This is a genomic window from Streptomyces sp. bgisy159, assembly GCF_057707805.1.
Window position 1 is genome coordinate 23180 of the sequence record NZ_JBYIQX010000040.1, and the last position, 19357, is coordinate 42536.

Below are 19357 nucleotides of genomic sequence, written 5' to 3' on the forward strand. Positions count from 1 at the left end.
CGGGCGCGGCACCCGGCCGCTCCCGCGGGGAGACGTTCCCGGGACCGCCGCGCCCCCGTGCGGGCGACGGTGCGGGCGGCTCGGTTCAGCCGCCGTAGTGCGCCCTCACGCGCGCGTGCGCCTCCGGCGGAGCGCCCACCCGGTCCAGCCCCAGCAGCGCCGCCCCCAGCACCGGGCTGGCCCGCACCACCCGGGGTACGGCCTTGGGTGCCCGGGCCGCGAGCAGCCGCCGTATCCCGTCGTCGAGCCGGTGGTGACCGGCGGTCAGGACACCGCCGCCCAGCAGCACCGGGACGTCCTCCGCCAGCAGGTCGAGCCGGGTCAGCGCGACGGTCGCCATGGCCACCACCTCGCCGGCCAGCCGGTCGACGATCCCCCCGGCGACGGCGTCGCCCCCCGCGGCCGTCGCGAACAGCACCGGCGTCAACTCGTGGCGGCGGCGCGGCTCGACCCGCTCCAGGTGCAGCGCCTCGATCAGCGCGTCCATCGAGTCGAGGCCGAAGTGGGCGGGCAGGGTGCGGGCCAGCGCGGTCGGTTCGCCCCGCCCGTCCGCGGCGCGCGCAGCGAACCACAGCGCCTCCTCCGCAAGGCCCCAACCGCCGCCCCAGTCCCCGGAGATACGGCCGAGGGCGGGGAAGCGGGCGGTACGGCCGTCGGGGCGCATGCCGACGCAGTTGATGCCCGCGCCGCACACCACGGCCACGCCCCGCGGCTCGGCGGCCCCCGCCCGCAGGATCGCGAAGGTGTCGTTGCGCACGTCCACCGACGCGCCCCACGCGCGGGCGTGCAGCGCGGCCGTCAGCCGCTCCTCCTCCACCGGGAGGTCGGCGTTGGCGAGGCAGGCCGAGACATGGGCGGCCGTGTCCACACCCGCCGCCCGGTACGCGCGCGTGACCGTCCGCGCGAGCCCGTCCACGGCCCGCTCCACGCCCACCGTCGGCGGCCGGAAGCCGCCCCCGCGCGCGACGGCCAGCACCCGCCCGTCGGCCCCCACCACCGCCACGTCGGTCTTGCTGTTGCCCGCGTCGATGGCGAGGACACTCGCGCTCAGGCCCACGCGAGGTGCTCCCGGTTGTGCGCGAGCAGCCGGTCGGTGAGGGCTTCCGCGTGCGCGTACTGCCCGACCAGGGGATGCGCGAGCAGCGCCCGGAACACCCGCTCCCGGCCGCCCCCGACAGCCGCCTCCAGCGCCAGTTCCTCGTACGCCGTCACGCCCGCCATCAGACCCGCGAACAGCGGGTCCGGCGCGGTGACCGGCAGCGGGACGGGGCCAGTGGGGCCGACGGCGGCCTGCACCTCGATCACCGCGTCCGGCGGCAGGAAGGGCAGCGTGCCGTTGTTGTACGTGTTCACCACCTGGTACGGGCTGCCCGTGCCGCCGAGCAGCGCCGCCGCCAGGTCCACGGCGGCCTCCGAGTAGTAGGCGCCGCCCCGGCGGGCGAGCAGCTCGGGCTTCTCGTCGAGCGCCGGGTCCGCGTACAGCCGCAGCAGGTCCCGCTCCATGGCCGCCACCTCGGCCGCCCGCGACGGCTTGGCGCGCAGCTCGCGGACCACCTCGTCGTGCGCGTAGTAGTAGCGCAGGTAGTACGACGGGACCACGCCGAGGCGGTCCAGCAGCGGGCGCGGCAGCCGCAGGTCGTCGGCGATCGCCTCCGCGTGGTCGGCGAGCAGCCGGGGCAGGACGTCCGCGCCCTCCGGGCCGCCGAGCCGCACCCCGGTCTCCCACGTCAGATGGTTCAGGCCCACGTGGTCCAGGTGGACCTCGGCCGGCGGCACGCCGAGGTGGCCGGCGAGCCGGCGCTGGAAGCCGATCGCCACGTTGCACAGCCCGACCGCCTTGTGCCCGGCGCGCAGCAACGCGCGCGTGACGATGCCGACCGGGTTGGTGAAGTCGATGATCCAGGCGTCCGGGTTGGCGCGGCGCACCCGTTCGGCGATGCCGAGGACCACCGGGACCGTGCGCAGCGCCTTGGCCAGCCCGCCGGCACCGGTGGTCTCCTGGCCCACGCAGCCGCACTCCAGCGGCCACGTCTCGTCCTGTTCGCGGGCCGCCTGGCCGCCGACCCGCAGTTGCAGCAGCACCGCGTCGGCGCCCTCCACGGCCGCGTCCAGGTCGGCGGTGGTGACGATGCGGCCCGGGTGGCCCTGCCGGGCGAGGATCCGCCGGGCCAGGCCGCCCACCAGCTCCAGCCGGTCGGCCGCCGGGTCCACGAGCACTAGTTCCTCGACGGGCAGGGTGTCCCTGAGACGGGCGAACCCGTCGACGAGTTCGGGGGTGTAGGTCGAGCCTCCGCCGACCACTGTCAGTTTCATCGCCGGTTCAGCCCTTCACTCCGGTCAGCGTGACACCCTCGACGAACGCCTTCTGCGCGAAGAAGAACACGAGGATGACGGGGGCCATGACCAGCACCGTGGCGGCCATGGTGAGGTTCCAGTCGGTGTGGTGCATGCCCTTGAACGACTCCAGGCCGTAGGACAGGGTCCAGGCGTCCGGGTTCTCCGAGGCGTAGATCTGCGGGCCGAAGTAGTCGTTCCAGGCGTAGAAGAACTGGAACAGGGCGACGGCCGCGATGCCGGGCTTCGCCATGGGCAGGACGACCTTCAGCAGGGTCCGCAGATCACCGCAGCCGTCCACCTTGGCCGCGTCGACGTACTCGTCGGGGATCGTCGTCAGGAACTGCCGCAGCAGGAAGATCGAGAACGCGTCGCCGAACGCCATCGGCACGATCAGCGGCCACAGCGTGCCGGACAGGTCCAGCTGCCGGGCCCAGAACAGGTACATCGGGATGATCACCACCTGCGGCGGCAGCATCATCATCGAGATCACCAGCATCAGCGCCAGGTTCCGGCCCCTGAAGCGGAACTTGGCGAGCGCGTAGGCCACGGGGATCGAGGAGACGACCGTCAGGACCGTTCCCAGCCCCGCGTACAGCAGGGTGTTTCTCCACCAGAGCGCGAAGCCCGGGGTGTCGAAGACCTTCCGGTAGTTGCCCCACTCCCAGGTGTCGGGGATCAGGTCCCGGCTCAGTGCCTGGCTGTCGTTCATCAGGGAGGTCAGCAGGACGAAGACGAAGGGCAGCACGAAGAACAGGGCGGCCGCCACGCCCAGCGAGTGCACCGCTATCCACCGCAGTGCCGTCGTACGGCGGTTCACTGGTCAGTCACCTGCCTGTACGAGTCCGCCCCGGCGGCGCATCAGCAGCGCTGTGAACGCCGTCGACAGGGCGAACAGGACGAGGGCCACCACACACGCCGAGCCGTAGTCGAAGCGCTGGAAGCCGAGGTTGTAGACGAGCTGGGGGAGGGTCAGGGTGGAGTGTTCCGGGTAGCCGGGCTCGAAGAGGGTGCCGGCGCCCTGGATGACGCCCGAGGCGACCTTCCCGGCGACCAGCGGCTGCGTGTAGTACTGCATGGTCTGGATCACGCCGGTGACCACGGCGAACATCACGATCGGCGAGATGGTGGGCAGGGTCACGTACCGGAACCGCTGCCACGCCGACGCCCCGTCCAGCTCCGCCGCCTCGTACTGTTCCCTCGGTACGTCGAGCAGCGCGGCCATGAAGATGACCATGAGGTCGCCGACGCCCCACAGGGCGAGCAGGGTGAGTGCCGGCTTGGACCAGGCGGGGTCGTTGAACCAGCCCGGTGCCGGCACGCCGGTCTTCTCCAGCAGCGAGTTCACCGGCCCGGTGCTGGGGTTGAGCAGGAAGGCGAAGGCCATGGTGGCGGCCACCGGCGGGGCCAGGTAGGGCAGGTAGAACAGGGTGCGGAAGACCCCGGTGGCCGTCTTGATCTTCGTGATGAGCAGCCCCACGCCCAGGCCGAACGCAACCCGGAGGGTGACCGCCACGAGGACCAGCCACAGCGTGTTGCGCAGGGCGGGCCAGAAGTAGGGGTAGTGCGCGAAGACGTACGTCCAGTTGCGGGTGCCGTTCCACGTCGGCGGCCGGAAGCCGTCGTAGTGCATGAACGAGAAGTAGACGGTCGACAGCAGCGGATACGCGAAGAAGACCGAGAACCCGATCAGCCAGGGGGAAAGAAAGGCAACGGTCCGCAGCGCGGCCCGGCGGCGTTTGGCGGCGAGGGTGACGGTGCGCATCGGCTGGCTACTTCGCCTGGGCGATGTCGGTGTCGATCTGCTCGGCCGTCTCGCGCAGTCCGGCCTTGAGGTCCGTGGCCTTGCCGCTCTCGTAGTCGTAGCCGAACTGCTGGAGCGTGGCGAGGTAGACGCCTCCGTTGACGGTCGCGGGGGCCGTGGTCGAGTGCGGGTTCGCCGCGATGTCGAGGAAGGTCTTGAAGCGCGGGTCGTACGTCAGCTTCGGCGACTTCAGGGCGGCCAGCGTCGACGGCACGTTGTGGATGGCGTTGGCGAAGCCCACCACCGCGTCGGTGTCGGTGGTCATGTACTTCACCAGTTCCCAGGCCGCGTTCTGCTTGCGGCTGGTGGCGGCGATGCCGGCGATGGTGCCGGTGATGTAGCCCTTGCCGTACTCGTCCGCCCGGTCGTCCGGGACGGGCAGCGGGGCGACACCGATCTCGAAGTCCGGCTTGGCCTCCAGAGCCATGCCGAGCCGCCACTCGCCGTCCATCTGCATGGCGACCTGACCGGTGTGGAAGGGGTGCCGGGGGCCCCACTCGTCGCCGAGGCCGGCGCGGAACTTCTCCAGCCGCCGGTAGCCGCCGAGCGAGTCCACCAGCTTCTTCTGCAGGGTGAAGCCGGCGGCGACGGCCGGGTCGGTGCCGACGGTCGACCTGCCGTCCCGGTCGAAGTACGTGGGGGAGAACTGCCCCAGGTAGTGCTCGGTGGTGCTCTCCCAGCCGTGGTAGTTCGGCATGAAGCCGAGCTGCCGGTAGCCGTCGCCCTGGGGGATCGTCAGCTTCCTCGCGACCGTCTCGAACTCGGACCAGGTCTTCGGCGGGGCGGCGATCCCGGCCTTCGCGAACGCCGTCTTGTTGTAGTAGAGCCCGTACGCGTCGCCCAGCAAGGGGACCGTGCACCGGTCGCCGTCGTACTGGGTGTACTCGTTCATCGCCTTCGGGAAGGTCTTCTCCGGGTCGAGACCGGCCTTCTCGAAGAACGGGTTGAGGTCGACCAGCGCGCCCGACGCGCAGAACCGGCCCACGCTGTTCGTGGTGAACGAGGAGATCACGTCGGGCGCCTTGGAACCGCCCGCGCGCAGCGCCTGGTTGATCTTGTCGTCGGTCATGTTGCCGACGACGTTCACATGGATGTCGGGGTGCGCCTTCTCGAAGCCGGCCACCAGCTCCTTGACGGCCTTGACCTCGCCGGGCGCGCTCCACGCGTGCCAGAAGGTGATCGTCGCCTCCCCGGACGCGTCGTCGGCGGCCGTGCCGCCGCTCTGGCCGGTGCAGGCGGTGGCCAGCAGCGAGAGCGCGGTCACCGCAATCAGGGTGAAAGCCGCTTTTCTTGTCTTCTCGGGCATGGCTGCGGGCATGACGGGGCCTCCCAGGGACGGGGCGGTGGATGAGGAGAAAGCGGGGGTGAGGGGAACGCGAGGGGGAGCAGGGGGCGGGTGCGCGCCGTGCGCCGTGCGGTCAGCGGGAGGTGTCGAAGACCTCGTCGCGGGTGGCTGCCAGCGCGCTCTCCAACGCGCCGCGCAGCACGGGGTGTTCGCGTACGTCGCCGACGACCAGCTTCGGCCGGGACGCGGCCAGCTCCGCCAGTTCGGCCTGGACCAGGGCGCGCAGCGGCTCGCCGCCGGCCGTGAGCAGTGCGCCGCTCAGCACGACGAGTTCGGGGTCGAGGACGGAGACGAGCGAGGCCAGACCGGTCGCCAGCCGTGTCGCGTAGGTCCGCAGCAGCAGCTGGTGCTGCGCGGTGTCCTCGGCGGCCGCACGGGCGACCAGCTCGGCGGCGGACTCGGCGTACGGCCCCATGGGGATGTCGGAGAAGCCGAGTGCGGCCGCGAGCTGCGGAATGGCCTGCGAGCCGGCCAGCTCCTGGTAGCCGCCGCTGTTGGCCTTGGTGACATGGCGTACGAGCGGCGCGCCGGGAACCGGAAGGAAACCCACCTCGCCGGCGCCACCGGTCCACCCGCGGTGCAGCCGTCCGCCCAGCACCAGGGCCGCGCCCAGCCCCTCCTGGTTCCACAGCAGCACGAAGTCCTGGTGCCCCCGGGCCGCCCCGAGCCGCTGCTCGGCCACGGCGGCCAGGTTGACGTCGTTCTCGTACTCCACCGGCATCGGCAGCGCGGCGGCGAGCTCGTCGAGCAACGCGGGGGAGTGCCAGCCGGGCAGGTGCGAGGCGTAGCGCAGCCGTCCGGTGGTGGGGTCGAAGGCGCCCGGGGTGGCGACCACGAGCCGGCGCACGTCGTCCCGGGCCAGCCCCGCCGCCTTCACGGCACCGTCCAGTGCGTCGGTGACCTGGCGTACGACCGCCTCGGCGGTCTTGCGGCCCGGCGCGGGCACCTCGTGGGTGCCGACGGTGCGCCCGGTGATGTCGGCGACGGCGGCGAGGGCGCGCTCGGGGGTGACGTCCAGCCCGGCGGCGTACCCGGCGTCCGGGTTGACCTCGTAGAGCTGTGCGTTGGGTCCGGGCCGGCCCTCGCTGGTGCCGGTGGCCAGCACCAGCCCGGCCGCTTCGAGGCGGGCGAGCAGCTGGGAGGCGGTCGGTTTGGACAGGCCGGTGAGCTTGCCGATCCGGGTGCGCGACAGCGGCCCGTGCGCCAGCAGCAGGTCCAGGGCCGCGCGGTCGTTCATGGCGCGCAGCACCCGCGGGGTGCCCGGCGTACCGGCGGTTCCTGCCATGGAGTTCGACACCTGCCTCTCGGCTGCCCAGCTTCCCATACGGCGCCCCTTCCGAGGCGACTGTTAGGAAAGTTTCCTATCGTCGGTGTGCGAGGACGGTAGGGCTTGGCGGAGCAAGGCGTCAAGGGGGTGCTTCCGGCGGCGACACACCACCGCCCCGGCACGAAGGCGCCGGGGCGGTGGTCGGACGGGCGGTCCGGTGCTACCTCGTGGCACCGGGCGGGGTCAGCGGCGCCGTAGCCCGGGACTGCGGGGAGAGGGCGTTGGCGAAGGCCGACGGGGCCGCGATCGACGCCGAGGGGTCCGGCGCGGTCTCCTCCGCCCCGGCCTCCTCCGCCGGGGCGACGACGCTGATGCCGGCCGCGTCCAGGGCCTGCTTCAGGCGCCAGCGCAGCTCGCGCTCCACCGGCGCGGCCTTGCCCGGCATGGTCTTGGCGGCGACGTGCATCACCATCGCGTCCGGCTTCACGCTGTCCAGGCCGAGCACCTCGACCGGGCCCCACAGCCGCTCGTTCCACGGCTCGTCCCGCGACATCGCCTCGCCGGCCGTGGTGAGGACCTCCTTGACCAGCGTCAGGTCCTCGTCGGGGCGCAGGGTGACCTCGACGTGCGCCGTGGACCAGCCCTGGGACATGTTGCCGATGCGCTTGACCTCGCCGTTGCGGACGTACCAGATCGCCCCGTTGTCGCCGCGCAGCTTGGTGACCCGCAGCCCGACCTCGACGACCTCGCCGGAGGCGACCCCCGCGTCGATCGTGTCGCCGACGCCGTACTGGTCCTCCAGGATCATGAACACGCCGGAGAGGAAGTCGGTGACCAGGTTGCGCGCGCCGAAGCCGATCGCCACGCCCGCGACACCGGCGGACGCCAGCAGCGGAGCCAGGTTGATCTCGAAGGTGGACAGCACCATCAGGGCCGCCGTGCCCAGGATCAGGAAGCCCGCCACCGAGCGCAGCACCGACCCGATCGCCTGTGAGCGCTGACGGCGGCGCTCCACGTTCACCAGCAGACCGCCCAGCGTGGTCCCGTCCACCCCCGGCGCCGTGCGGTTCATGCGGTCTATCAGCTTGGTGATCGCCCGCAGCACCACCACCCGGAGCACCGCCGCTATCACCAGGATCAGCAGCACCCGCAGCCCGATCGCGAGCCACGTCGCCCAGTTCTCCTCGACCCACCCGGCGGCGCTCGTCGCGCTCTGCTGGGCGTCCTGCAGCGAGGGCACCGTCACGGCCGGCGTCTCGGTCGACGACGGGGACGGCGAGGGATCGGCGGCCGACGGAGCGGCGAACAGGGACACGGCGGGGTACCTCCAGGTGCGTCGGCCCACCCCCGGCGCTCACCAAGGTCACGAAAAGGTCACCGTACGGGCGGGAAGAACACACTAACGGGGTCCGGGGCGTGCCCCCGCCGGACGCCCGGCGCGCGGAACGTGCCCACCTGCGCTTAGCGGCCCCTCGATCCGGGGGACACATCCAGATGTGGTCGAAAACACTCCCAGCCCGTTACCGGGACATGGTGGCGCGTTCACCAGGCATGAGGGGAGACTGACTGCAGATCGTCCCGGCGCGAGCCACGCGCCGCCGACGCCCAAGGAGGCATCCGTGCCGCATGTCCTGGTCCTCAACGCGTCGTACGAGCCGCTCGGCGTCGTACCGCTCCGCCGCGCGCTCATCCTCGTCCTGGAGAACAAGGCCGTGTGCCTTGAGGAGTCGGGCGCCTTCCTGCACAGCGCAACCGTCACTGTCCCCGCGCCAAGTGTGGTCCGGCTCAAGCGATTCGTCCGGGTTCCCTATCGGGGGCCCGTTCCTCTTACCCGCCGTGCGCTCTTCGCGCGCGACGGCGGCCGGTGCATGTACTGCGGTGGCGTCGCAACCAGCGTCGACCACGTCATTCCGCGCAGCCGCGGGGGCAAGCACGTCTGGGACAACGTGGTGGCCTCGTGCCGCCGCTGCAACCACGTGAAGGCCGACCGTCACCTCGGTGAGATCGGCTGGCGGCTGCGCCACAAACCCGCTCCTCCGACCGGCCTGGCCTGGCGCATCATCGGCACCGGCCACCGTGACCCGCGCTGGCTGCCCTACTTGCAGCCGTACGGCGCGGACGACGCCCTGGCCCGGATCGACGGCATCTCCGCCTGAGGTCCGGGCCTTCGCGCACCCGCCCCACCACCGGGAGGCCGCCGCCGGTCCGGCCGGGGCGGGGCGTCGTCCGTCCCGCGCCGGGCGCCGCCCTTGCCGGTGCCGCCCGTGCTCGACAGTGCCCGTACTCGACGGCCGCCCGCCCGTGCTCGACAGTCGCCGCCGGCGCGCGTCGGACGCCTCGCGCCCCAGCATGGCTGTCGCGCTCCCGCCGTGCTCCCGGTGCCCCGGCATGGCTCTCGCCTCCCTGCCGTACCCTCACCGCCCCGCCATGGTCCTCGCACCCTCGCCGCCCCCCTCGGTAAGCCTCTCGCGCCCCCGCCGTGCCCTCCGCGCTGTGCACGCCCCGGGGCGCGCGGCATGGCGCAGGTCTCCCGCGCCCGGCGTGCGGGCGTGCACGCGGGCGTGTCCCGGGCACGCACGGCGCTCTTGCGGGACGCGCACGCGGCGCACTTCCGCGCCCCCACCTCGCCCCACGCCCCTCCGGCACGGTTGCCGAGCCCCCGCCAAGATGGGACAGAATGTGATGAACAGCGCGTTGTTCCATCAGGTACGTCTGTGGCCGCGCCCACTGGGTAGGGCTGCGGTAATCCCGCAACGGCCCGACTAGGAGGTCACCGTGGTCGCACCCGCCCACCCCCGGCTCCCCATCCACTCCAAACGCCCGGCGGAACTGCCCGTCCAGCGCACCGGCATCGCCGAGCGCACGGCATCCGCCGATCACCGGGCGTCCGCCGCATACCGCGCGTCTGCCGAGTACGCCGACGCAGCCGAATCCCGTGCCTGCGCGTTCAGCGCCGAGAGCGCCTGCACCGAGGCGCCGCTGACCAGCGAACCGCCCCTGCCCGATGTCGAGCCGCTGACCAGCGAGCCGCCGCTCGCCGCCGTCGAGCCGCTGACCAGCGAGCCGCCGCTCGCCGCCGTAGACCCCGACTTCATGAGGTCCTAGATGACCGCGCCAGGGCCGGAGCCGGCCCCGACCGAGCCACCGGACCCGCCGGACGCGAGCGGGGCGCTCTCCGAGGAACTGGCCCGGCTCGCCGACCTGCACGGCGTCGCCACGTCCTACCGCCCCGCCCCGGACCGCACGGTCCCCGCCTCCGTCCTCGCCGTCATCCGCGCCCTGGCCGCCCTGGGCGTCGACGCGAGCGACCCGGAGGCCGTGCGCGAGGCGCTCGCCGTCCGCGAGCGGGACCTGGCACGACGACTGCTTCCGCCCACGGTCGTCGTCTGGAACGGCTCCACCCGGCCGCCCCGGGCCCTGGCCGCCCTCCCCGAGGGCACCCAGCTGCACATCACCACCGAGGACGGCCGGGCCCACGCGCCGATGCCCGCCCCGGGCCCGCCCGCCCACCTCCCGCCCGGCGTCCACGCCCTGACCGCCACCGCCCCGGACGGCCGCACCGCCCGCGCCCACCTGATCGTGGCCCCGGCCCGGCTCCCGGCGCCGCCCGGACGCTCGTACGGACTGCTCGTCCAGCTCTACTCCCTGCTGTCCACCCGCTCCTGGGGCATGGGCGACCTCGGTGACCTGGCCGAACTCACCGGCTGGGCCGGGCGGGCCCTCGGCGCCGGGTTCGTGCAGGTCAACCCGTTGCACGCGGCCGTACCCGGCACCCCCACCGACCCCTCCCCCTACCGGCCGTCCTCCCGCCGCTTCCCCGACCCGGTGCACCTGCGCATCGAGGACATCCCCGAGTACGCCTTCGTCGCCGACCCCGACCGCACCCGCGACCTGCGCGACCGCGCGTCCCGGCTGCGCGCCGCCGTACTGGACGAGGGCGCCCTGATCGACCGCGACGCGACCTGGGCCCTCAAGCGCGCCGCGCTCGACCTGCTGGCCGAGGTGCCCCTGGGGCCCGGACGGCACGCCGCCTACTGCGACTTCCTCGCCGAACAGGGTGAGGCCCTGGAGGACCACGCCACCTGGTGCGCCCTCGCCGAGGTCCACGGCTCCGACTGGAGCCGCTGGCCGGCGGGCCTGCGCGACCCCCGCTCGGCCGAGACCGCCCGCGCCCGCACCGACCTGGCCGACCGCGTCGACTTCCACTGCCGGCTCGCCTGGCTCACCGACACCCAGCTCGTCGCCGCCCAGCGCACCGCGCGCGAGGCCGGCATGCCGGTCGGTGTCGTCCACGACCTGGCGGTCGGCGTGCACCCCACCGGTGCGGACGCCTGGGCCCAGCAGGACTACCTCGCGTCCGGCATGTCGATCGGCGCGCCCCCGGACGCCTTCAACGCCCGCGGCCAGGACTGGGGCCTGCCGCCCTGGCGCCCGGACCGCCTCGCCGCGTCCGGCTACGCGCCCTACCGACGGCTGCTGCGCGCCCTCTTCCGGTACGCCGGTGCCCTGCGCATCGACCACGTCATGGGCCTGTTCCGCCTCTGGTGGGTCCCGCAGGGCGAACCGCCCACCCAGGGCACGTACATCCACTACGACGCCGACGCCATGCTCGCCGTCCTCGTCCTGGAGGCGTCCCGGGCCGGCGCCGTGGTGATCGGCGAGGACCTCGGCACCGTGGAGCCCGGCGTGCGCGAGGCGCTGCGCGAGCGCGGGGTGCTCGGCACCTCCGTCCTGTGGTTCGAGCGCGACTGGGAGGGCGACGCCCGCCCGCTGCCCCCCGACCGCTGGCGCGCCGACTGCCTGGCCACCGCCACCACCCACGACCTGCCGCCCACCGCCGCCCGCCTCACCGGCGACCACGTCGCCCTGCGCGACCGCCTCGGGCTGCTCACCCGCCCGCTGGAGGAGGAGCGCGCCGCCGACGCCGCCGACACGGGGGAGTGGCTGGGCGAACTCACCCAGCTGGGGCTGCTGGCCGGCACCGGCGGCGGCGCCGACCGCGGCTCCGAGGAGGCCCAGATCCAGGCCGTCCACCGGTTCCTGCGGCACACCCCCGCCCGCATGATCGGCGTCTGGCTGCCCGACGGCGTCGGTGACCGCCGGCCGCAGAACCTCCCCGGCACCTGGGACCAGTATCCGAACTGGCGTCTGCCGATCGCGGACGCGGAAGGCCGGCCGGTCACGCTGGAGGAGCTGACCGGGTCGGCGAGACTCCGCGCGCTGGTCGACGTCCTGCGGGATCCCGGGTCCGCGGCTGAGGCCGAGGCGGACGGCGCCGGTACCGGCCACGTGTGACCGGCCTCGGCCACTCATAAGGCACCCCGGGCGAGCCCGCCCGCCCGCCGTTCGCTACCTTGGCACCGTGGACAAGAAGAACGCCCTGCGCGCCGGCGCCCTGGCCGCCGGTACGACGCTGATGATGCTGCTCATGTCGTCCCCCGCGCTCGCGCTCACCCGCGACGACGGCGACGACCCCGGCCCGGGCCTGAGCGTCATCGAGACGCTGGGCCTGTTCGTCCTGGCCCCGCTCGCGCTGTTCGCGATCATCGCGGGCCTCGTCATGGTCCTGGACCGCTCGCAGAAGAAGAGCGACACCACCAGCACCAACATCACCACCAAGGCCGAAGCGAAGGCCTGACCCGCCGCGTCTCAGGACGCGCTCCGCTCCACTCCGAGGGCGCCCTCCCCACCGCCGTACGGCCCCGTGCCGAACGACGACAGGGAGGGCGCCCTCGGCGTTGGTGCGGCGTTGGTGCGGCGCTGCTTCGGCGTTTGCGGGCTCGCTGCGGCTGCGCGGTCGCAGGGCCACGCGGCCGGGCGGTCGGACGGTCACGCGATCGGTCGGTCATGCGGGTGGGTGGTCATGCGGGTGGGTGGTCCTGCGGATGGGTGCCTGTGACCGTGCGGGCGGGGCGGGGCGGGGCGGTCCCGGGCTCACGGGTGCGGCGCCGTGAGGTAGCGCTGGACGGTGGGGGCCAGCCAGGCCAGCACCTCCTGCCGGGACAGCGCCGCGGCAGGCGGGAAACGCAGTACGTATCGGGTGAGCGCCAGCCCCAGGAGCTGCGTCGAGCAGAGCGCGGCACGGATCGGGATCTGTTCCGGGTCCGGGCACACCGTGCGGGCCACGGGCAGCAGCTGCTCACGGAAGATGATCTGCATCCGCTCGGCGCCGGCCTGGTTGGTGATGCCCACTCTCAGCAGGGCGGTGAGCACCTCGTTCGCCTCCCACAGGTCGAGGAAGTGGCCCACCAGTGCCTGCCCGACCTCCTCGCGGGGGAACGCGGTCAGGTCCGGCAGCTTGAGATCGACGGCGATCGCCGCCGCGAAGAGGCCCTCCTTGCTGCCGTAGTAGCGCATCACCATCGAGGGGTCGATGTTCGCGTCCCGGGCGATGGCCCGGATGGTGGCCCGGTCGTAGCCGTCGGCGGCGAAGCGTTCCCGGGCCGCGTCGAGGATCGCGGTGCGGGTGGCGTCGGAGCGGCGTTTGGTGTCCGTCATGCCAACGAGCGTAGGCCAACTCGTGTTGGCCAACCAGTGTGGGCCCTCTGGTGTGGGTGGGGTCGTTCGGCGCGAGCCTTGGCCCCCCGCTCGGCGCGAGCCTTGGCCTCCGGCTCGGCGTGAGCCTCAGCCTCCCGCCCGTGATGCCAACAGTTGTTTGCCAACACCCGTTGACCGCCATCGACGGTGGACCTAAGCTTGCCTACAAGCGTTGACCAACAGCCGTTGACCAACAACCGTTGGCATCAGGAGGCCAAGAATGACCGCGCCCCGCCCCGGCACCCACACCGAAACCCTCACCGAAGCCGCCGCCGGAACACCGCACCCCGTGATCGTCGTGGGCTCGGGCCCCACCGGCCTCCTCCTCGCCGGCGACCTCGCTGCCGCCGGCGTCCCGGTCACCGTCCTCGAGAAGCGCCCCCACGGCATCAGCAACCTCTCCCGCGCCTTCGGCGTGCACGCCCGCACCCTGGAGCAGCTCGACGCCCGCGGTCTCGCCGACCAGCTGATCGCCACCGGCGACACCATCACCGAGCTGAGCCTCTTCCGTCGGCTCTCCCTGGATCTCGGCACGCTCCGCTCCCGCTTCCCGTTCCTGCTCATCACCCCGCAGTACGAGGTCGAGCGGCTGCTGGAGCGGAGGGTGCTGGAGCTGGGCGTCGAGTTCTCCCACCAGAGCGAGGTGGTCGCGCTGCGGCAGGACGGCGACGGGGTCGACCTCGACGTGCGCGGCCCGGACGGGGAGGTCGTCACCCGCCGCGCCGCCTACGTGGTCGGCACGGACGGTCACCGCAGTGCCGTACGGCAGGCGATCGGCGTGTCGTTCCCCGGCGTGGCCGTCATCAAGTCGCTGTTCCTGGCCGACGTCCGGCTCGCGGAGCGGCCCGACGGCGTCCTCACCGTCAACGGCGCCGGCGACGCCTTCGCGATGATCGCCTCCTTCGGTGACGGCTGGTACCGGGTGATGGGCTGGAACCGCCGTCACGAGGTCCCGGACGACGCCCCGCTCGACCTCGACGAGGTCAAGGAGGTCACGCGCCGGGCGCTGGGCACCGACTACGGCATGCACGACGCGCGCTGGCTGTCGCGATTCCACAGCGACGAGCGGCAGGCGCCGCGGTACCGGGTCGGGCGGGTCTTCCTCGCCGGGGACGCCGCGCACGTGCACTCCCCGGCGGGCGGTCAGGGCATGAACACCGGCCTGCAGGACGCCGCCAACCTCGGCTGGAAGCTCGCGGCCGTGGTCAAGGGGCACGCCCCCGAGGCGCTCCTGGACACCTACCAGACCGAGCGGCACCCGGTCGGCAAGGCGGTGCTGCGCAGCAGCGGCGGCCTGGTGCGGCTGGCCCGGGCGCGGAACCCGGTGCTGCGAGCCGTGCGCGGCCTGGTCTCGGCGTTCGTCAACGTGGCCCGGCCCGCCCAGCGCAAGGCGCTCGGGCAGATCTCCGGCATCGGGTACCGGTACCCCGCCCCGCGCGGTGCCCACCGCCTCACCGGCACCCGCGTCCCGGACGTGGCCCTGGCCGACGGCGGCCGCCTCTACGAGGCGCTGCGCGGCGGCCGGTTCGTCCTGCTCGCCCCGGCCGACGGCCCCGGGGCCGACCCGAAGGGCGTCCGCGCCGACGGGGTGACGGTGGCGCGCTGGGCGAGTGCCCGCCGTACGACGGTCCTGGTCCGCCCCGACGGATACGCCGCCTGGGCGTCCGACGCCCCCGACGCCGCCGCGCTGGAGGCCGCGCTCGCCGCGCACGTCGGTTGAGCCCGGCGGCGGCCGGTACCGGCGCGGCTAACGTTCCGTCGCGGACAGCAACTCTCTCAACAGGTCGGCCAGTTGGCCGGCCTGTTCGGCGTCGAGGGCGGAGGACAGGGCCTCCGTCTGGACGGCGAGGCCGGCGCCGACCGCGCGTTCGACGAGGTCGAGGCCCCGCTCGGTGAGCGTCACGCGCAGTCCCCGCCGGTCGTGCGGGTCGGGGGAGCGGCTGAGCAGGCCGGCCCGTTCGAGCTTGTCGAGGCGGCCGGTCATGCCGCCGGTGGTGAGCATGAGCGTCGCGGACAGCTCGCGCGGCGAGAGGGCGTACGGCTCGCCCGAGCGGCGCAGGGTGGCGAGGACGTCGAACTCGCCGCGGGCGAGGCCGAGTGGCGCGTAAGCCTTCTCTATCCGGTCGCCCATCGCCCGCGCGAGGCGGAACACCCGGCCGAACACCTCCATGGCGGCCGTGTCCAGATCGGGCCGGACCGCCGCCCACTGCTCGATGATCGCGTCGACGGCGTCCCCGGTGGCCTGGGGTTCTGAGCTCATGCGCCCAGTATCGGCCGGATTCCCGTTCGCCCGCAAGAAAGCAACTTGCCAGCAAGTTGCTTAGCGCTAAGCTACTCTCCTGTAAGCCACCTACGAGCTATCCCACTGCTGGAGAGGGTCCGGCCATGAAGCGATCCGCCACCGTCCTGCTCACCGCCCTCGCCCCCGTCTCCTGGGGCACGACCTACGCGGTCACCACGGAGTTCCTGCCGGCCGACCGCCCCCTGTTCACCGGCCTGCTGCGGGCCCTGCCCGCCGGCCTGCTGCTGCTGGCCCTGGCCCGGGTGCTGCCACGCGGCATCTGGTGGGCCAAGGCGGCGGTGCTCGGTGCGCTGAACATCGGCGCGTTCTTCCCGCTGCTGTTCCTGGCGGCGTACCGGCTGCCCGGCGGCATGGCGGCGGTCGTCGGCTCGGTCGGCCCCCTGTTCGTGGTCGGCCTCTCGGCGCTGCTGCTGGCCCAGCGCCCCACCCTTCGCGCGCTGCTCACCGGCGTCGTGGCCGCCCTCGGCGTCAGCCTGGTCGTCCTGAGAGCGGCCGGCGCGCTGGACGCCCTCGGCGTGCTCGCGGCCCTCGCCGCCACCGCCGCCATGTCCGCCGGTACGGTCCTCACCAAGCGGTGGGGCCGCCCCGCGGGTGTCGGTCCGCTGGCCCTGACCGCCTGGCAGCTGACCGCGGGCGGCCTGCTCATCGCCCCGGTCGCCCTGCTCGTCGAGGGCGCCCCGCCCGCCCTGGACGCCCCCGCGGTCGGCGGCTACATGTATCTCGCCCTCGCCAACACGGCCCTCGCCTACTGGCTGTGGTTCCGCGGCATCGGCCGCCTCACCGCCACCCAGGTCACCTTCCTCGGCCCGCTCTCCCCGCTGACCGCCGCCGTCCTCGGCTGGGCTGCCCTCGGCCAGTCCCTCACCCCGCTCCAGCTGACCGGCCTGCTCCTCGCCTTCGGCGCCACGGTGGCGGGCCAGCTCCCGGCGGGCACCGGCACGGTCCGGCCGACGGCCCCCGCCCGTCCCGGCGGCACCACCGTCCCGACGGCCGAGCCCGCACCCGCCGTCTCGGGCCGCTGACCCACCGCCACCTCCTCAGGTCCCCTCCGCCCCGCTCGCCGCCCCCGCCCGGTCTGCAGGACACGTCCGGCACGCACTGGTTGGGCGCGGTGTCGGGGCCGTGCGGTGGTCCCGTAGTGGCCGGCCTCATGGACCAGTCCACCGAGTGGGTCGAAGTCATCGAGACGGGTCGCACCGCAAATGCCCCGCCTGCCCAGGCACCCGGCGCCGCCCTACGCGGCCGGCCCAGGTCAGGGCCGCTCCGCCGGCCCCGCCCTTCCCGCCCGGTCGACCCGGTACACGTCCGGCACGCACAGGTTGACTGCCGTGGCGGCCACGATGAGGGTGGCGCAGGCCAGGAGGACCGTACGGCTGTCCCAGACGTCGGCGGCGAGACCGGCGACGAGGTAGCCGAGGGGGACGGCGAGTCGCTCCCCGACCTGGTTGAACGCGCTCATGCGGCCCAATTCGGCCGGTGGGACGTGGCGTTGGAAGGCGGTGGTCCAGGCGACGATCGCCAGGTCCAGTCCGACCCCGGCGAGCGCGGCGGCGAGGAGCACGTACGGCAACGCCAGTCCCACGCCCAGGGCGAGCAGGGGCAGGGCGAGCCCGGAACCGGTCGTGACCGACACCAGCAGCAGGCGGTGGGTGCGCAGGCGCAGGGCGAGGAGGGTGCCGGCCAGCAGACCGCCCGCGAACGTGGCCTGCACCAACCCCCAGTCGGGGGCGCCCCCGTACCGCCGAGCGGCCACCACCGGGCCGAGGAGCTGGAATCCGGCCAGCCAGGCGGCGACGAGAACCGTTCCCGCCGCCGTGTACGTCCACAGCCAGGCGCGCGACCAGAAGCCGGTCCAGCCCGCCCGCAGGTCGTCGAGCGCGCTGGTCACGGTGAGCGGGGCGTCCAGGCGCAGCCCGAGCAGGAGCGTCGCGGCGACGGCGAAGGTGGCCGCGTCCCAGGCCAGCGCCCAGGCCGGACCGCTCGCGGCGACGACCAGCCCGCCGATGACCGGACCGAGCAACTTGACCGCGTTGCCCGGCAGCCGCAGCAGCGCGTTGGCCCGCTGCAACTGCTCGGCGGTGACCAGCAGGCGCACGGCGCCCTGCGCGGCGGGCGCCGTCACGGCGGTGGCCGCACCGGAGACGAGGCCGCAGGCGGCGATGGCGGCGGTCGTCGCGTGACCCCCGGCGACGATCAGAGCGAGCGCGCCTTGCGCGGCGGCCGCGAGCAGATTGCCGGCGAACAGGATCCGGCTGCGCGACAGCCGGTCCGCGAGCACCCCGCCCGCCAGGAGGAAGGCGATGGCCGGCACGGTGTTGCCTGCCAGCACCAGCGACAGCGAACCGGCGCCCCCGCCGCCCCCGATGACCGAGTAGGCAAGGGCCAGCGGCGCCATCGCGGAGCCGGTCGACGAGATCAGGTGGGCCATCAGGAAGCGCCGGAAGCCGGCGCTGCCCAGTGGCCCTCGGCGGGTCGTCCCCGGCGTCGTGGCGGTCTGCATGGTCTCCCTCGGCTCGGCGGACGATCACCGTAGTCCGAGGACGGGCACGCCGGTTCGGCGCCCCGAAAGGGCTGCTGATGAACCGAGTTGACCCGTTCGCCATGCGTGGTCGTCCTCGCGCCCGCCCTTGCTCTCGCCGCGCCCGGCCTCCGCGTCGCTGGCCTCTGCACGCCCGGCCTCCGCGTCGCTGGCCTCTGCGCCCCCGGCCTCCGCGTCGCTGGCCTCTGCGCGCCGCCCGCCCGCCACGTCGCTGGCCGTCGTGCCCCCGCCACCGCGTCGATCGCCGCCGTCACCGTCCGCCGCAGCGTCTCCGGGGCGGTCCCCGCGCGGGAGCGCAGGTTGAGGCCGTAAGCACGGCCTGGCCTTCGACGTCCTCAGCGACCTGGGGTGCGACACCGCCAAGCAGTACGGCCTCGCCTTCGACCTGCCCGACGACCTGGCCGCCATCTACGCACGCATCGGCTCCGACCTCCACCGTGCCAACGGCGGCCACGCCCGCACCCTCCCGCTCCCCGCCACGTACGTCATCGACACCGCGGGCACGGTCCGTTGGGCCTTCGTCGACACCGACTACACCGCCCGCGCCGAACCGGCCGACATCCTCGCGGCACTGGACGGCCTCACCCCCCTCGGCTGACCGGCACCGCCTCAGCCGCGCTCCACCGCGTACAGGAAGCACCCGTACTCCACGGCCCGTACGTGCACCACCGCCACCGCCGGGTCGGCGAACGCCTCACGCAGCGCGTCGCCGAAGCCGCCGTCGACCAGCCGCCCGCCGAGGATGCGCCCCTCGGCGGAGTAGCGGCGCAGCACCCGGCGGTCGTTGGTGAAGGGCAGGCCGGAACCGGCCGCCGGTCCCGCGCAGGGCACCGCGTGCACGAAGACGGGGCCCTGCTCGTCGTAGGGCCCGGGTTCGGCCCCGGTCCCGGCCGCCCAGCGGCGCAGCGGGGCGTACGACACCAGCGCGATCCGTTCGCCGGGTGTGCTGTGCCGCAGACAGCAGCGCAGCGGGGAGCCGCCCTCCGAGTCGGTGAAGGGGGCTGCGGGGCGGCCGGCGTCGTCGCGGTCCAGCAGGTCCTTCAGGACGTGCGGCGGGATGGCGCGGGGGTGCGGGGTGTCGTACGTCGTCGTCATACGCCCAGGCTGACGCCTGCCCGCCCGTCGCACCGGCGGCTTTCGGACCCGGTGCTGCACCGGGTCCGGGCCCGGCCGCGGGGAGCCTCCCGCCCGGGCCGGCCAGTGGCCCCCGCCGGCCCGGACGGATCCGG

Annotated in this window: 17 protein-coding genes and 1 pseudogene; 7 read left to right on the forward strand and 11 right to left on the reverse strand. The window is 73.8% G+C overall.

What is annotated here, in order from left to right; translation table 11 throughout:
* Nucleotides 1-85: 85 nt before the first annotated feature.
* From AC3ET3_RS28605 to AC3ET3_RS28635, 7 genes are all read right to left on the reverse strand, one after another.
* Nucleotides 86-1057, reverse strand: coding sequence for an N-acetylglucosamine kinase (locus AC3ET3_RS28605; protein ID WP_435613134.1), 972 nt, complete (start codon nucleotides 1055-1057; stop codon nucleotides 86-88).
* Nucleotides 1048-2313, reverse strand: a complete 1266-nt coding sequence (locus AC3ET3_RS28610) for a 6-phospho-beta-glucosidase (protein ID WP_435613135.1) — start codon at nucleotides 2311-2313, stop codon at nucleotides 1048-1050. The genes AC3ET3_RS28605 and AC3ET3_RS28610 overlap by 10 nt, the downstream gene beginning before the upstream one ends.
* Nucleotides 2314-2320: 7 nt before the next feature.
* Nucleotides 2321-3154 (reverse strand): carbohydrate ABC transporter permease, encoded by an 834-nt coding sequence (locus AC3ET3_RS28615; RefSeq protein WP_432133057.1) that lies wholly within the window; start codon nucleotides 3152-3154, stop codon nucleotides 2321-2323.
* Nucleotides 3155-3157: 3 nt separating this feature from the next.
* Complete coding sequence (locus tag AC3ET3_RS28620) at nucleotides 3158-4099, reverse strand: carbohydrate ABC transporter permease (RefSeq protein ID WP_432157896.1); 942 nt, start codon at nucleotides 4097-4099, stop codon at nucleotides 3158-3160.
* A 7-nt stretch (nucleotides 4100-4106) separates the two neighbouring features.
* Nucleotides 4107-5444, reverse strand: coding sequence for an ABC transporter substrate-binding protein (locus AC3ET3_RS28625; protein WP_432133361.1), 1338 nt, complete (start codon nucleotides 5442-5444; stop codon nucleotides 4107-4109).
* A 112-nt stretch (nucleotides 5445-5556) separates the two neighbouring features.
* Entirely contained in the window at nucleotides 5557-6768 is a 1212-nt protein-coding gene (locus tag AC3ET3_RS28630) for an ROK family transcriptional regulator (RefSeq protein WP_432133055.1), read from the reverse strand.
* Nucleotides 6769-6970: 202 nt separating this feature from the next.
* A complete protein-coding gene (locus AC3ET3_RS28635) occupies nucleotides 6971-8065 on the reverse strand; it encodes a mechanosensitive ion channel family protein (protein WP_432133054.1) in 1095 nt (364 codons plus the stop codon).
* A gap of 304 nt (nucleotides 8066-8369) precedes the next feature.
* Between AC3ET3_RS28635 and AC3ET3_RS28640 the strand changes: the two genes are divergently transcribed.
* The 4 genes from AC3ET3_RS28640 to AC3ET3_RS28655 all read left to right on the forward strand — a co-directional run bounded on the left by AC3ET3_RS28640 (nucleotide 8370) and on the right by AC3ET3_RS28655 (nucleotide 12388).
* The gene (locus AC3ET3_RS28640; protein WP_362765675.1) at nucleotides 8370-8906 is read left to right on the forward strand and encodes an HNH endonuclease; all 537 of its coding nucleotides are present in this window, start codon (nucleotides 8370-8372) and stop codon (nucleotides 8904-8906) included.
* A 694-nt stretch (nucleotides 8907-9600) separates the two neighbouring features.
* Nucleotides 9601-9855, forward strand: a complete 255-nt coding sequence (locus tag AC3ET3_RS28645) for a hypothetical protein (RefSeq protein WP_432133360.1) — start codon at nucleotides 9601-9603, stop codon at nucleotides 9853-9855.
* Nucleotides 9856-12045 carry a 4-alpha-glucanotransferase gene (gene malQ, locus AC3ET3_RS28650; RefSeq protein ID WP_435613136.1) on the forward strand — a complete coding sequence of 730 codons (2190 nt, stop codon included), beginning with the start codon at nucleotides 9856-9858 and terminating at the stop codon, nucleotides 12043-12045.
* A 67-nt stretch (nucleotides 12046-12112) separates the two neighbouring features.
* Nucleotides 12113-12388: a hypothetical protein gene (locus tag AC3ET3_RS28655; protein WP_432133052.1), complete on the forward strand. Its 276-nt coding sequence runs from the start codon at nucleotides 12113-12115 to the stop codon at nucleotides 12386-12388.
* A 296-nt stretch (nucleotides 12389-12684) separates the two neighbouring features.
* On the opposite strand, the gene AC3ET3_RS28660 is transcribed toward AC3ET3_RS28655, so the two are convergent.
* A complete protein-coding gene (locus AC3ET3_RS28660; RefSeq protein ID WP_432133051.1) occupies nucleotides 12685-13248 on the reverse strand; it encodes a TetR/AcrR family transcriptional regulator in 564 nt (187 codons plus the stop codon).
* A gap of 259 nt (nucleotides 13249-13507) precedes the next feature.
* Here AC3ET3_RS28660 and AC3ET3_RS28665 point away from each other — a divergent pair, with 259 nt between their 5' ends.
* On the forward strand, nucleotides 13508-15007 hold the full coding sequence (locus AC3ET3_RS28665; RefSeq protein ID WP_435613137.1) for an FAD-dependent monooxygenase: 1500 nt from the start codon (nucleotides 13508-13510) through the stop codon (nucleotides 15005-15007).
* A 27-nt stretch (nucleotides 15008-15034) separates the two neighbouring features.
* On the opposite strand, the gene AC3ET3_RS28670 is transcribed toward AC3ET3_RS28665, so the two are convergent.
* The gene (locus tag AC3ET3_RS28670) at nucleotides 15035-15547 is read right to left on the reverse strand and encodes a MarR family winged helix-turn-helix transcriptional regulator (protein WP_435613138.1); all 513 of its coding nucleotides are present in this window, start codon (nucleotides 15545-15547) and stop codon (nucleotides 15035-15037) included.
* Between the two features lie 125 nt (nucleotides 15548-15672).
* On the opposite strand from AC3ET3_RS28670, the gene AC3ET3_RS28675 reads away from it, so the two are divergent.
* The gene (locus tag AC3ET3_RS28675; RefSeq protein ID WP_432133048.1) at nucleotides 15673-16611 is read left to right on the forward strand and encodes an EamA family transporter; all 939 of its coding nucleotides are present in this window, start codon (nucleotides 15673-15675) and stop codon (nucleotides 16609-16611) included.
* Between the two features lie 230 nt (nucleotides 16612-16841).
* Here AC3ET3_RS28675 and AC3ET3_RS28680 read toward each other — a convergent pair whose 3' ends face one another.
* Complete coding sequence (locus tag AC3ET3_RS28680) at nucleotides 16842-18089, reverse strand: MFS transporter (protein ID WP_435613139.1); 1248 nt, start codon at nucleotides 18087-18089, stop codon at nucleotides 16842-16844.
* Nucleotides 18090-18438: 349 nt separating this feature from the next.
* On the opposite strand from AC3ET3_RS28680, the pseudogene AC3ET3_RS28685 reads away from it, so the two are divergent.
* Nucleotides 18439-18726, forward strand: a pseudogene (locus AC3ET3_RS28685) (redoxin domain-containing protein); the annotation flags it as partial.
* 11 nt (nucleotides 18727-18737) lie between these two features.
* On the opposite strand, the gene AC3ET3_RS28690 reads toward AC3ET3_RS28685, so the two are convergent.
* Complete coding sequence (locus AC3ET3_RS28690; RefSeq protein ID WP_432133046.1) at nucleotides 18738-19223, reverse strand: DUF1203 domain-containing protein; 486 nt, start codon at nucleotides 19221-19223, stop codon at nucleotides 18738-18740.
* Between the last annotated feature and the right edge of the window lie 134 nt (nucleotides 19224-19357).

What these genes read in the sequence shown, in the direction of transcription:
- AC3ET3_RS28625 (WP_432133361.1), bottom strand. Translation starts at nt 5,444, where the DNA reads ATGCCCGAGAAGACAAGAAAAGCGGCTTTCACCCTGATTGCGGTGACC.
- AC3ET3_RS28630 (WP_432133055.1), bottom strand. Translation starts at nt 6,768, where the DNA reads ATGGCAGGAACCGCCGGTACGCCGGGCACCCCGCGGGTGCTGCGCGCC.
- AC3ET3_RS28660 (WP_432133051.1), bottom strand. Translation starts at nt 13,248, where the DNA reads ATGACGGACACCAAACGCCGCTCCGACGCCACCCGCACCGCGATCCTC.
- AC3ET3_RS28670 (WP_435613138.1), bottom strand. Translation starts at nt 15,547, where the DNA reads ATGAGCTCAGAACCCCAGGCCACCGGGGACGCCGTCGACGCGATCATC.
- AC3ET3_RS28680 (WP_435613139.1), bottom strand. Translation starts at nt 18,089, where the DNA reads ATGCAGACCGCCACGACGCCGGGGACGACCCGCCGAGGGCCACTGGGC.
- AC3ET3_RS28690 (WP_432133046.1), bottom strand. Translation starts at nt 19,223, where the DNA reads ATGACGACGACGTACGACACCCCGCACCCCCGCGCCATCCCGCCGCAC.
- AC3ET3_RS28610 (WP_435613135.1), bottom strand. Translation starts at nt 2,313, where the DNA reads ATGAAACTGACAGTGGTCGGCGGAGGCTCGACCTACACCCCCGAACTC.
- AC3ET3_RS28675 (WP_432133048.1), top strand. Translation starts at nt 15,673, where the DNA reads ATGAAGCGATCCGCCACCGTCCTGCTCACCGCCCTCGCCCCCGTCTCC.
- AC3ET3_RS28620 (WP_432157896.1), bottom strand. Translation starts at nt 4,099, where the DNA reads ATGCGCACCGTCACCCTCGCCGCCAAACGCCGCCGGGCCGCGCTGCGG.
- AC3ET3_RS28665 (WP_435613137.1), top strand. Translation starts at nt 13,508, where the DNA reads ATGACCGCGCCCCGCCCCGGCACCCACACCGAAACCCTCACCGAAGCC.
- malQ (WP_435613136.1), top strand. Translation starts at nt 9,856, where the DNA reads ATGACCGCGCCAGGGCCGGAGCCGGCCCCGACCGAGCCACCGGACCCG.